This is a genomic window from Chengkuizengella marina (assembly GCF_009910845.1).
Taxonomy (GTDB): domain Bacteria; phylum Bacillota; class Bacilli; order Paenibacillales; family KCTC-33759; genus Chengkuizengella; species Chengkuizengella marina.
The window spans coordinates 1-14,124 of the sequence record NZ_SIJB01000028.1; the positions used below are offsets into that span (position 1 = coordinate 1).

Annotated in this window: 6 protein-coding genes and 1 rRNA gene; all 7 read left to right on the forward strand. The window is 36.7% G+C overall.

Annotated features, from left to right (window positions below; genetic code table 11):
- The first annotated feature begins 37 nt into the window (after window positions 1-37).
- The 7 genes from rrf to ERL59_RS12720 all read left to right on the forward strand — a co-directional run bounded on the left by rrf (window position 38) and on the right by ERL59_RS12720 (window position 13,966).
- Window positions 38-154: ribosomal RNA gene (gene rrf / locus ERL59_RS12690) — 5S ribosomal RNA — on the forward strand.
- A 370-nt stretch (window positions 155-524) separates the two neighbouring features.
- On the forward strand, window positions 525-3,251 hold the full coding sequence (locus tag ERL59_RS12695) for an alpha-mannosidase (RefSeq protein ID WP_160646602.1): 2,727 nt from the start codon (window positions 525-527) through the stop codon (window positions 3,249-3,251).
- A 39-nt stretch (window positions 3,252-3,290) separates the two neighbouring features.
- A complete protein-coding gene (locus ERL59_RS12700) occupies window positions 3,291-4,619 on the forward strand; it encodes a glycoside hydrolase family 125 protein (protein WP_160646603.1) in 1,329 nt (442 codons plus the stop codon).
- Window positions 4,620-4,640: 21 nt separating this feature from the next.
- Complete coding sequence (locus ERL59_RS12705; protein ID WP_201763559.1) at window positions 4,641-7,316, forward strand: endo-beta-N-acetylglucosaminidase; 2,676 nt, start codon at window positions 4,641-4,643, stop codon at window positions 7,314-7,316.
- 162 nt (window positions 7,317-7,478) lie between these two features.
- Window positions 7,479-10,619, forward strand: a complete 3,141-nt coding sequence (locus ERL59_RS12710) for an alpha-mannosidase (RefSeq protein ID WP_160646604.1) — start codon at window positions 7,479-7,481, stop codon at window positions 10,617-10,619.
- Window positions 10,620-10,728: 109 nt separating this feature from the next.
- Window positions 10,729-12,453, forward strand: a complete 1,725-nt coding sequence (locus ERL59_RS12715) for a sensor histidine kinase (RefSeq protein WP_160646605.1) — start codon at window positions 10,729-10,731, stop codon at window positions 12,451-12,453.
- Window positions 12,446-13,966, forward strand: a complete 1,521-nt coding sequence (locus ERL59_RS12720) for a response regulator transcription factor (RefSeq protein WP_160646606.1) — start codon at window positions 12,446-12,448, stop codon at window positions 13,964-13,966. Before ERL59_RS12715 ends, ERL59_RS12720 begins: the two co-directional genes overlap by 8 nt.
- The last annotated feature ends 158 nt before the right edge of the window (window positions 13,967-14,124 follow it).

The following is a 14,124-nucleotide window of genomic DNA, read 5'->3' on the forward strand; positions in this document are numbered from 1 at the left end:
TTTCAGTTTTGAGAGTGCAAGTCGCTCTTTATATTCGTTTGGTGATGATGGCGGAGGGGTACCACGCGTACCCATACCGAACACGACCGTTAAGCCCTCCAGCGCCGATGGTACTTGGACCGCAAGGTCCTGGGAGAGTAGGACGTTGCCAAGCAAATATGAAGTTTAGAGAAAAAGACTTTGGTATTCATTACCAGAGTCTTTTTTTAATTCTTATTAATTATAACAACCTCCTCTGTAATATATAATTTCATAATTTTCATAAGTCCGCGTGTACATTTCACTACTAATTTAGTGTTCTTATATATTCTTTTTAACTCCCCAATCTATTGAATATTCCGATATCCCTGGATCTTTTGTTTTTTTAAATGATGGATTTTTTTTAGATATGATGGAAAAACTTTATCTCCTTTAGAAGATGAATTGACTTTAACTTGGGATAAAAATATTGTAAGGATAAGTAGAGTAAAATCATGACTTACCAGTAAATAAATTGATTACGTTTACATTAGGGAAGTGGAAAAATGGAAAAAAAGTTGACAGCACATATTATATCGCATTCACATTGGGATAGAGAATGGTACATGCCATTTGAAAAACATCGTTATGATTTAGTCAAGCTGATTGATCTTTTGTTGGATTTATTTCAAATTGATTCTCAGTTTAAAAGCTTCCATTTGGATGGACAAACCGTTCTTTTAGAAGATTATTTGGAGGTTCGTCCAGATCGCAAACAGGAGTTAATGCAAGCAATACAAGATAAAAAAATATACATTGGTCCGTGGTATGTGTTACAGGATGCTTTTTTGACAAGTAGTGAAGCGAATGTACGCAATTTATTGTACGGATTACAGGACAGCAAACAATACGGCGTAATGACAAAACTCGGTTACTTCCCAGATACATTTGGAATTTACGGACAGGCCCCTCAACTGTTGAAACAAGCAGGAATTGAGACCGCAGCTTTTGGCAGGGGAGTAAAACCAACGGGATTTAATAATACCGTTGGAGAGATGCAAAGTTATGAATCTCCTTTTTCTGAAATGAACTGGTTATCACCAGATGGATCTTCTGTGCTAGGTATTCTCTTTGCAAATTGGTACTCCAACGGAAATGAAATACCGGCAGATGAAGATGTGAAGTTATTCTGGGACAAAAAATTAAATGCTGCACAAAAATATGCATCAACCCCACATTTGTTGTTTATGAATGGATGTGACCATCAACCCGTTCAAAAAGACATTGGGGAAGCGATAGAAAAAGCAAAAGAACTATATCCGAATATCGAATTTGTACATTCTAACTTTGATGATTACATCAGAGCTATCCATGAGCATCTACCTGAAAATTTGCAATCCATTCATGGAGAATTACGCAACCAGCGAACGGATGGCTGGTCTACACTCGTTAATACAGCTTCATCAAGGATTTACCTAAAACAGATGAATCAAGAGTGTCAATCTTTATTGGAAAAAGCTGCTGAGCCATTATCCGTAATGGCCTATTCACTTGGTTTTGAATATCCACACCATTATTTGCGGTATGCATGGAAAACACTAATGCAAAATCATCCACACGATAGTATTTGTGGTTGTAGCGTAGATGAGGTTCACCGTGAAATGGTAACTCGTTTTGAGAAGGCAAAACAAACGACAGAAATGATTATTGATGATAAAACAGCGGAAATTGTTGCAAATATCCATACAAACCACCTTAATTATGCAGAAAACAGCGTTCCACTTGTCGTTTTTAACGCTTCAGGTAAGAAAAGAAACAAAGTGATTACTAAAGTGATTGAATTTGAAAAAATATATTTTGAAGACATGCCTTATGAGCAAATTCCAGATTATTTGCAAACAAAACCACTGCCAAAATTAAACATAACTGATAGTAATGGCATCGTACAGTTATCTGAAATAAAAGATAAAGGTGTGAAATTTGGCTACGATTTACCTGATGATGGATTTAGAAAAGCGTATTTTGCAAAGATCATTGAAGTACAGTTTATGGCTAAAGAACTTCCTGGATTGGGGTACAGCACTTATTATGTAACAGACGTCAAAATGGACGATCATCATACAACAGAACAAAATATTTTAACCTCGGATCGTGAACTAGAGAACGAATTTGTTCACATCGATATTCATAATAACGGCTCTTATACGTTAACGCACAAAGAAACGGGTAAAGTATTTCATCAACTCGGAATTTACGAAAACACGGGTGATATCGGAAATGAATACATGTTCAAAAAAGCGCAAGATGATTCGCTGACAACTGAACAATTAGTCGCAGACATTACAGTAATAGAAAATAATCCACTTCGTGCTGCTGTAGAAATTGTTCATAACTGGGAAATCCCTAAATGTGCTGCTGAAAGTTTTGAACAAGAAAAATTGAAACTGACATGGCACAAAAATCGGACATCTGGTCGTTCGGATGAAACAACAGTGATTCAAATACGAACTAGACTTACACTCGATAAAAAAGCAAAGGGTCCACATATTAAAGCCTTGATTCATAATTCGGCAAAAGATCATCGTATCCGTGTCTTGTATCCTACGAATCTAGACAGCTCTCAACATTATGCGGATAGTATTTTTGAAGTTGTGAAAAGAAACAACCAACCTGAAATAGATTGGGAAAACCCAAACTTTGATCATCATCAGCAAGCGTTTATCAGTGTGTCAGATGAAAATCAAGGATTAACGATTGGAAATAAGGGTTTAAATGAGTACGAAGTGTTGCCTCAAAAAAATACAATAGCAGTCACAATCCTTCGATCAGTTTCTGAATTAGGTGACTGGGGAGTCTTTCCGACTCCTGAAGCGCAGTGTTTAGGTGAAAATACAGCAGAATGGACCATCATCCCACACATAGGGGATGTGGTTACTTCACAAATCGCACAACAAATGTATGAATACCAATCACCATTGATCGTTGTTCAAACAGATATGCATAATGGAGATTTACCAAAAGAAAAATCTTTCTTGCAATGGCAAGGACAGTCACTCGCCCTGACTTCTGTAAAACTGGCAGAAGAAAGCAATGATATCATGACCCGTTGGTTTAATACGTCTGATAAAAACGTAAACTTAACTGCAACATTTGAAGATACATCATCCCATTTTCATAGCAACATTGTCGAGGAAAAATACAGTGTTCATGAAGGAAATGAAATAAAGAAATCAGTTAAACCGTATGAAATCATTACTTTAGGATGGGGAATGGAAAAAAGACGTGAAAGGTAGAACAAGACCTATTAATCTATCAAAAGGAGATCAGACAGCATGAAAAAAGAAAATATCATTATACCACAATCAATGCGAAATCTAATAGATAAAGTTAAACAGAACTTTCCTGATGATGTAAAACTGCAAAACATGTTTGAGATGTGTTTCGTAAATACTTACCTGACAACATTAAAGCCACAAAATGACGGTACAACCTTCGTCATTACTGGAGATATTCCAGCAATGTGGCTTCGTGATTCAGCTGCACAGGTAAGACCCTATCTAATCCTTGCTGAGGAAGATGAAGAAATGGCTGAACTCATTGAGGGTGTTGTACGCAGACAGTTTCAATACATTAACCATGACCCATATGCCAATGCATTCAATGAAAACTTCAATAGAAATGGGCATCAATCGGATGGAACTGATATGACTCCATGGATATGGGAGCGCAAATATGAGATTGACTCTCTGTGTTATCCGATCCAACTCGCTTATTTGCTATGGAAATCCAGCGACAGGACCACTCATTTCGATGACAACTTTGTGCAAGGTTTAAATAACATTTTAAAAGTATGGAAGACAGAGCAAGATCATGAACAAGATTCTCCATATCGTTTTGAGCGTCATGATGTTCGTCAATCAGATACATTAACTCGTGATGGAAAAGGTGGAGAAGTGAAAAAAACTGGAATGACCTGGAGTGCATTTCGTCCGAGCGATGATGCTTGCCACTATGGATATTTAATTCCTTCTAACATGTTTGCCGTCGTCGTGTTGCAGTATGCTGTTGAGATCTGTGAACAAGTATTGCAAGATTATGATCTTGCTAAACAATGTCTAGTGTTAGCTGCAGAAATTAAAAATGGTATTGAAAACTACAGTACATTTGACCATCCGATTTATGACAAAATCTACAGCTATGAAACGGATGGATTTGGAAATTACAATTTCATGGATGATGCGAATGTACCGAGTCTACTTGCCATGCCTTATTTTGGGTACTGTGAGTTTAATGATTTAACATATATCAATACACGCAACTTTATATTGAGCCGTAACAACCCTTATTATTACGAAGGAAAAAAAGCAAAAGGAATCGGCAGTCCACATACACCTGATCATTATATATGGCATATTGCATTAGCCATTCAGGGGATGACTGCCAATGATGAAAAAGAAAAAAATCATATTCTAGAATTGTTTAAACAAACCGATGGAGGAACTGGATTTATGCATGAAGGATTTGATGCTGATCATCCTGAGAACTTCACAAGAGATTGGTTTTCTTGGGCCAATTCGATGTTTAGTGAGTTTGTTTTAAGTTTACTCAACATTACTGTCAAAGGAAGTCCGCTTTATCAAAGGCTTCAAAATAAATATTAATCCAAAAGGAGTTGTCCAATGATGTCAAAGTCAAAGTTGTTGTTAGGTACATTGTTATGCATGGGACTATTATTTATTATTCCTACCATAAGTTCAGCATTAGAACAACCGCACTCCTCGTATTGGTTCCCAGAGGATCTGATGCAATGGAGTCCGGAAACTGATCCAGATGCAGTATACAACCGGAGCCAGGTCCCCTTAGCAGAGAGGGATACATTGTACGCTGTGAATGACTCAGCACAATCTGATGCAAAACTTGTAGCATTATCGGCTTTAAATCAACAAACAAGCGGTGTACCATCACAAGGTAATAAAGACTTTTACTCAAACACATTTGGTTACTGGCAGTATGTAGATATTATGGTGTATTGGGCTGGTTCAGCAGGTGAGGGGATCATTGTTCCACCAAGTGCAGATGTAATTGATGTCTCCCACAAAAATGGTGTTCCTATCTTAGGTAGCGTTTTCTTTCCACCAGGAGTTTTTGGGGGGCAGTTTGCTTGGATAGAGCAAATGCTTGAGCAGGAAGCAGATGGTTCTTTCCCAGTTGCGGACAAATTAATTGAAGTCGCACAATACTATGGTTTTGATGGGTGGTTTTTTAACCAAGAAACAAATGGTGGGACCAAAGAAACAGCTCAAAAAATGCAGGACTTCCTCGTTTATATCCAAGAGAAGAAACCCGAAGGCATGCATATTATGTGGTATGATTCCATGACTAGAGATGGAAATATATCATGGCAAAATTATTTAACAGATGCAAACAGCTTTTTTGTGCAAGATGGAGAAAAGCGTGTCTCTGACAGCATGTTTTTGAACTTTTGGTGGAGCAATCAACAACAGAGCTATAACAAAGCAAATGACATTGGCAGAAGTCCATATGATTTATTCGCTGGAATTGATACTGAAGCGGCTGGAACTTCAACAAATGTACCATGGAACGGGCTTTTCCCATCTGGCAAAGCATCTTATGCATCTTTAGGTATTTACCGTCCAGATTGGACATATAAAACTTCGGATACAATGCAGCAATTTTACCAAAAAGAGCAAGACTTTTGGGTAGGATTAGATGGTGATCCTGCTAATACAGAAGATCCTGGAAGATGGAAAGGCATGGCGAATTATTTTATAGGCAAAACAGTGATTAATAAATACCCTTTTGTTACTCATTTTAATACGGGCAGCGGTAATCTTTTCACAGTTGATGGAAAGGTGATGATGGAGCAGTCTTGGAACAATCGCAGTCTACAGGACATTTTACCGACTTGGCGCTGGACAGTAGAAGGAGGACAATTGCTTACCCCTGAATTTGATTGGGAAACGGCATATTATGGTGGAAGTTCTTTGAAGATATCAGGGACAGTTGATGCAGATGAACCAACAAATATTAAGTTGTATAAAACGAATTTAACGGTAGATAAGGATACAGAACTATCCATCACTTATCAGACGAATACGAATGAAGCAAATATGAAGGTAGGAATCAGCTTTTTAGATGATCCAGACCAATTTATTTACTTATATAAAGAAGATGATGAAGATCAAGATAACAGTATAAAAGATGAATGGGTAACCCAAGTATTAAAGTTGGAAAAATATGAAGGAAAACAAATTGCAGCTATTTCCTTATATTTTGATAGTGAAGAAGATGTTCAAGATTACACGATGAATATTGGCGAGATAAAGTTGTACAACAAAAAAGAGATATTGAATTTAGATCAACCACAATTATTCCAAGTAAAAGATAGTTCATTCGAAAATGCTGTTTTTGCAAATGTATCACTTACATGGAATGCAGTAACTGACGCAGATCATTACGAGATCTACAGAATAATGGCAGATGGAAGTAAGGAATTTATCGGAGCTACACCTAATCAAATATTCTTTATATCTGAAATGAGACGTGACGGAAAAGAAACGAAAACATCGTTTGAAATCGTAGCTGTAGGTTCGAATTTTGAAAAAAGTGAAGATGCTGAAGTGGAGATGGAGTGGCCCTCATATCCAGTTCCTGTAGCGAATTTTATAGTGGATAAAACAGTGATTGGTCCAGGTGAGGAAATTGAGTTTTTCAATACTTCTTCATCAGTGACAGAATCATTGTACTGGGAGTTTGAAGGTGGAATGCCAGCAACAAGTACAGAAGAAAATCCAATTGTGACGTTTGCAAACGAAGGTCTTTATACGGTAACCCTAACTGCTATTAATAGTGAAGGTGAAAACGTAATAACAAAAGAAGATTTGATCTTTGTTACAAAAGGCGCTGAAAACATGACGAATGTTGCATTGAACAAGTCTGTAGAGGCCGACCATGCATGTGCTCCTTCTGAAGCAGCGGTTTTTGCTGTGGACGGGACAGTAACGAATAAATGGTGTGCATTAGGTGATGCACCTCACTGGTTGAAAATTGACCTGGGAGCGGAGTATTCCATCGCTAAATTTGTGACAAAACATGCTGAAGCTGGTGGTGAAGGTGCAGCTTATAATACAAAAGCCTATTCGATTGAAGTCAGTACAGATGGTGAGAGTTGGACAATTGTTACTGAAGTGACGGAGAACACAAAAGCTATTTCAGAGGATTCAATTGCACTAACTTCAGCAAGATATGTACGTTTATGGGTTAATCAACCGACACAGGGCGGTGATCAAGCAGCTAGAATTTACGAATTTGAAGTTTATGGATTTACTGCTCAGTGATTAGCTTAGTTACGCTTAATGAATTCATTTACTAATTTGATTTTAGTTATTTTATTTCGGGGGAAATGATATTTTTTTCTCCCGAAATGTATTTTTTAAGGAAGAATCCGTTTGGTCCAAATTTAAACATTAAACTAAATGCTCAGAAAGGAAGAAGTGGATTTGTTTTATACAGAAAACAAACTAGAGGCGAGAATTCAAGAGCTGTTAACATTTAGATACCAGGAGAAAAGGGAGATTTACAGTTTCCGTTGTCAGGAGGATGAGGGGGAGATTGGTCAGTATCCACTTGAGTTGACTTCTGATCAAACCATAGACGTTGACGATAACTGGAAAGGAAGGGATAAATATATCTGGCTTCAGGCGGATGTGGACATCCCACAAGAATGGAAAGGGAGAAAAACTGTCGGTTTATTTGATTTTGGAAATACTGGTGGGGGGAATAATTCAGGCTTTGAATCGTTATTGTTCTTTAACGGACGTCCTTATCAAGGTGTTGATTCCAACCATCAGGAAGTCTTTTTTCCAGAAGATGCAGTAGGGAAAACAAATCGTTTGGATTTTCGGTTGTGGTCTGGTCTCGAAGGAGGAGGTCTTCTTAAAGAGCAGGAGCATAAGATCAAAACGGCACAAATTGCTTGGTTGGATGAAAAAGTGGATGATTTGTATTATACTTCGCTTGCTACTTTGCAAACTGTGAAAGAATTGAGCGAAGATCAACCAGAAAAACAACTTCTACTAAATGCCTTGAACCAAACTTACTTAATGATTGATTGGTCTTTACCTGGCAGTGAAAGTTTTTATCAATCTTGTTACGAAGCGCAAGCAAACTTAAATGAGAAGATCACCCAAATTGAAAAACAGCACCCAGTGACAATCCATTGTATAGGTCATACACACATTGATGTTGCTTGGCTGTGGCGTTTAAAACACACGCGTGAAAAAGCGGCTCGTTCGTTTTCGACCGTGCTTCGTTTGATGGAACAGTATCCAGAATATGTTTTTTTACAAACACAGCCGCAACTGTACGAATATATAAAAGAGGACTATCCAGAAATATATGATCAAATGAAAATACGTATTAAAGAAGGTAAGTGGGAGCCCGAAGGAGCAATGTGGCTTGAAGCTGATTGTAATGTCACAAGTGGCGAATCATTAGTACGTCAAATTTTATATGGAAAACGATTTTTCGAAAGAGAATTTGGTGTGACCTGTAAATATTTATGGCTGCCTGATGTATTCGGTTACAGTTGGGCTTTACCGCAAATTTTAAGCAAATCAGGAATTGAAACGTTCATGACTACTAAGATTAGTTGGAATCAATATAATCGCATGCCGCATGATACTTTTCATTGGAAAGGAATCGATGGTAGTGAAATCTTAACTCATTTTATTACTACACCTGAGCCTTGGAATTCAGATGACTCTTGGTTTTATACGTACAATGGACTTGTATCAGCGAAAACGATTAAAGGTCTATGGAAATCGTATCAAAATAAAGATGTAAATCAGGATTTGTTGTTATCCTATGGTTATGGTGACGGCGGAGGTGGTGTTAATCGTCATATGTTAGAGTTAAGAAGAAGATTAGATCGTATGCCGGGTCTTCCTCAAGTGAAACCAACAAAAGCGGGAGAATTTTTTGACAAACTCCATCAAAATGTTGAGAATACGGAAGGTTACGTGCATACATGGGACGGTGAGCTGTATCTTGAGTACCATCGTGGTACATATACAAGCCAAGCACACAATAAAAAAATGAACCGCAAATTGGAATTGGCCTATCGTGAATCAGAATGGTTAAATGTGATGAATGCTCTGACCAGGGGTTGGAATGAGTATCCTCAAGCGGAATTGGCTGAAGGGTGGAAGATCATCCTGCGTAACCAGTTTCATGACATCATTCCAGGTTCTTCAATCAAGGAAGTTTATGAGGATTCCAGAGTGGAGTATGAGCAGTGTTGGGATCTGCATCGAAGTGTATCTAATCAAGCATTGGCTGGGTTAATAGATTCTAGTGTACAGCAGTATACGGTTTTGAACGCTTCACACTGGCAACAAGGAGAGCTGGTGTACGTAACATATGATGAAGTAAATCAACAAGATGGATATTGGCGTGATCAGGAAGGAAACCACTTAGTTTCTCAAAGATCCGAACACGGATGGTATGTGCATGTCTTAGGTCTAAAAGGATTTGCTGGTACAGAATTATTATTTGAACCTCATTCCAACAAGCATCAAACAGAATCAGTGAGTTTATTTGATTATACAGATTTTTCGATTAATACACCTTTTTATAAGATTAAATGGAATAATTCAGGACAGATTGTACAGATGTATGATAAGGTTGCCGAGAGACAAGTGTTTGTAAATGGGGAAAAAGGAAACATACTTCAAGTGTTTGAGGATAAACCGTTGGCGCATGATGCATGGGACATTGATATTTTCTATAAAGAAAAAATGGAGGAAGTAACAGACCTCACCTCTGTGGAGTTGGTTGAATGTGGCCTATTGCGAGCGGTAATTCGTTTTAACTGGACTTACCTGCAATCAACCATAAGTCAAGATATGATTGTCTATGCAAGTTCGAAACGGATTGATTTCAGTACAAACGTAGATTGGCATCAACAAAGGAAATTGTTAAAAGTGGCCTTTCCTGTAGATGTGCGTACAACTGAAGCTACCTATGATATTCAATACGGCAATGTGAAGCGGCCAAACCACCAAAATACGAGCTGGGATATGGCACGTTTTGAAAGTGTCGGTCACATGTGGGCTGATTTATCAGAAACAGGTTATGGAGTCAGCTTGCTTAATGATTGCAAATATGGTTACGACATTATGGACAACACCATGCGACTGACATTGATTAAATCAGCCACTTATCCTGATCCTACAGCAGATCAGGGGGAGCATCAATTCACATATTCACTGTTTCCACATCAAGATGATTGGAGACAAGCCGAAACGGTACGTGAAGCATGGTTTTTAAACCAGCCATTACAGGCAATAAAAGGTAGGTTAACTGCTCCGTTTTCATCATTCTTGAATTTATCTTGCCATCACGTTCATATCGATGCCATTAAAAAAGCAGAGGATGATCATGCGGTTATTGTACGTCTTCACGAATTTGAAGGAAGAAGAACTGAAGCAACAATTTCTTCGGACTGGGGTATTGAAGAATGGCAAGAGGTTGATCTAATGGAACAACCGATATCCGACATTTTTAAGGGGAATTCGATCAATTGTTCCATTAAACCCTATGAAATCAAAACATTCGTCATAAAAATTCCTAAGAAGTAAATACATCTTTTTAGTATATAATAAACTTAGCATCTTTCAGAGATGCTAAGTTTATATGCTTATCCGGACACATTTATTTACAACAGGATCAGGAGGTGTATATTCAACAATGTTCAACAAAATTAAACAATATCGACATAAAGTGTTTTTTCAAATATTGCTAGCCAATTCTTTAATTATTATCATTTTTATGTTTCTACTCTTTGCTGTTCTATGGTCCTACTATACGGAAATAGAGGTACAGAGAAAAATTGACGCTAATACTGCCATTTTAGAACGAATGGAAACTTATTTTAATCATAAACAAGATTTGCTGAAAACAGCGGTTCATGATCTTAGTAATACAAACAAAGAAATAATGGATGAAATTGTCTTTTCATTGGATCATAGTGAACAAGAATTAATTGAATATCGTCTAGATAAATATATGCAAAGCAGCTCCTTTCAAATCGTTAGTAGTTGGTCATTTTTTGAAGACTATTTTGGACAAGAAGAAGATGTGATAGCAGTTACCTTAACAAGTGAAAAATCACTCAGTGAAAAAAAACTATATTCTAGACGGCGCATGGATCAAAAATCTAAAAATACATTTCAAATATCCCATCCTTTGTACTACGGAAATGCTATGGAGCTGTTAGGTATCCTAAATGTACATTATGATTATGCTGGAATCAATAATTTACTAGATTCACAAAAGGAACAGTTAAAAGGAACGGTGTATGTATATACCGAAGAGGGAAAACTTCTATATCCCACAGCAGAGGGGACTCAGTTAAAAAATATCAATGCCCCTAGTTATGAAACGTCTATAAATACGATTCAGATCGATGGAGAAAAGTTTTATGTTAACAAGTTAGTAGATGAACGATCCCAGTTAATGTTTGTTGGTATGATACCAAAAAAAGAAGTTGAACAAGTAACAACAGTTCATGTTGTGATGCTGTTATTGACTGTAGCTTTAGCTTCGACAGCCATCACAATGACATACTGGGCTATGCGAAAATATTCAAAGCGTATTCAGTCTATTGAACAATCAATAAAAAAAGTACAAACCGGGGATTTAAATGTAAGAATTCCGGAAAATAATAAACAAAGGGATGAATTAAGCACGATATCGAATAGTTTTAACAAAATGTTAGAAGAATTAAACCGATATATTGATTTTGTATTTGTGTCTGAAATTAAGCAAAAAGAAGCGGAGATGAGAGCATTGCAATCACAAATTGACCCTCATTTCTTGTACAACACTTTAGAAGCGATTCGGATGAAAGCCGTTGCGGATGGCAACAAGACAACAAGTGAAATGATTGTTCATTTAACGAAAATGTTCCGTTACTCGATGAAAAATCATGATGAAGTGACCGTAGAGGATGAAATTTTACATGTAAAAAGTTATTTGAATTTATTCCAAATTCGTTATCCAAATCGATTAAATGTAGTCTATGAAATTCCAGAGCATATATTAGCTTATCCTATTCCAAAATTTATTCTTCAACCGATTATTGAGAATTATATACTACATGGATTAAGGAAGAATGAATACTCGAATTTACTTACAATTCATATCGAAGAGCAGAAGAAGACACTATGTATTCGAATTCAAGATAATGGAATAGGTATTAAAAAAGAACGCTTAGATAAAATTAGAGCGATGTTGAATGATGAAAGTGAAGTGCTTGATTCTTTAGGTTTGTCGAATGTTCATCAAAGAATTCGTTTGAAATTTGGAGATGGATATGGACTTGAGATTAATAGTGTAGAGCATAAAGGGACCGAGGTTACAATTAACATTCTGGTTCCATTTTGGAACAGAGGCAGGGAAACGCATGTATAGAGTGTTTTTAGTTGATGATGAACCATTTATTGTAGAGGGTATGAAGTCCATTATTCATTGGGAAGATTATGGTCTTCAGGTTATTGGAGTAGCGTATGACGGCAAACAGGCATTACAAGCATTAGAAAATCTGGAATGTGATCTTTTGATCACTGACATTATGATGCCAAATATGAACGGTCTTGATCTAATTAAGGTAATTAAACAGAGAAATCAAGATATGAAGTTTATTGTCGCAACTGGTTATCAAGAATTTCAATACGTGAAAAAAGGGATCTCTTTAGGCATTGAAAATTATTTGCTAAAACCAATAGATGAAGGAGAACTTATATCTACGTTAAGAAATGCTATTGAAAAATTAGATAAAGCCAAACATGATGATGAAGATAGTTATATACTTAGAGATAACAGTATATGGAGATGGCTGAACCAAGACATTAGCAATCAAGAATTTATAGATCGCTTAGAATTGTATGGGATGGCACCATTTATTAATCCATTGGTTGTAGCTATTTTGCAAGTGGAATTTGATCAAACCACCCAAAAAGGATCTTTCTCTGAATTAAGAAGGTGGATTGAATCTTGTTTTTCTTGTATTTGTGTTTTAAGTCCAGAGCAGGAATTTATTTTAATTTGGTCTGGTATAGAAGTGAGTCATGTCCAGCAGCACGTTAAACATTTGCAAGCCGAACTGCGTAAACATAAAAAACTTGTTCAATTTTTTATCGCTCTTGGGTCAGAAGCGAATTCAATAGAAGAAATATTTTCAAGCTTTTATCGGGTTAAAGAATTAAGGACTTATCGCTTTGTTCTACCTGAAAACACGCACGTGATTACGGAAACATTAACTCAAAATTATCTGCAAACATCAAATCTGATGATAGATTACAATTTTCAAGACCTAGTCAATCATGTATTGAACGGTGATTTAGATGGTGCCATGCAGTGGGTTGATCAGGCATTTCAGCGATTTGTCGAAGTGATATCAGTTGATATACCAAAATTATCTAAAGGATTTGCCGTTAAACTATTATCCATTGTTTTAAACGCAATAGAATCTCAAATAGATCTAAACGTCTTTTCAGAAATGGTCACAAGAATTATGCATACAAATACGATTGAAGAGCTCAAACAAGTGATGAACCAGTTTATTATTGAAACCTTTGATAATATTGAGCGGCATAATCAACAAATGAGTCCTATTATTAAAAGTGTCTTGCAATATGTACATGAACATTTGCATAAGGAGCTTTCCCTAAAGACGTTAAGCCAACGTTTCCATGTGAATACCAATTATTTGGGACAGCTTTTCCAAAAGGAAGTGGGTACCGTATTTTCAGATCATATTAACCACCTGCGAATTGAAAAGGCAAAGAAACTGCTGAAACTCCCCCAGTATAAAGTGGGTGAAATTGGAAAGATGGTCGGTTATTCAGATCCTACTTATTTTTACAAACAGTTTAAAAAGAGCATCGGTTTAACCCCAACGGAGTGGCGAAGTAAACAAGTTTAAAAAAATTGATCTATTTTCTCATCTTTACGTAACATAAAGGTGAGTTTTTTTAATGTTAGGAAAGTGTGATTTTACATCATGTAATGACTAAGGAGCTTGATATTGTATTAGCTTTTCAGGTTATGAACATAGTAGATTCTAGGGAAATAAGATTAGTC

Bases quoted from the DNA above. Each gene is read 5' to 3' on its own strand.
- ERL59_RS12695 (WP_160646602.1), top strand. From the start codon at position 525: ATGGAAAAAAAGTTGACAGCACATATTATATCGCATTCACATTGGGAT.
- ERL59_RS12700 (WP_160646603.1), top strand. From the start codon at position 3,291: ATGAAAAAAGAAAATATCATTATACCACAATCAATGCGAAATCTAATA.
- ERL59_RS12705 (WP_201763559.1), top strand. From the start codon at position 4,641: ATGTCAAAGTCAAAGTTGTTGTTAGGTACATTGTTATGCATGGGACTA.
- ERL59_RS12715 (WP_160646605.1), top strand. From the start codon at position 10,729: ATGTTCAACAAAATTAAACAATATCGACATAAAGTGTTTTTTCAAATA.
- ERL59_RS12720 (WP_160646606.1), top strand. From the start codon at position 12,446: ATGTATAGAGTGTTTTTAGTTGATGATGAACCATTTATTGTAGAGGGT.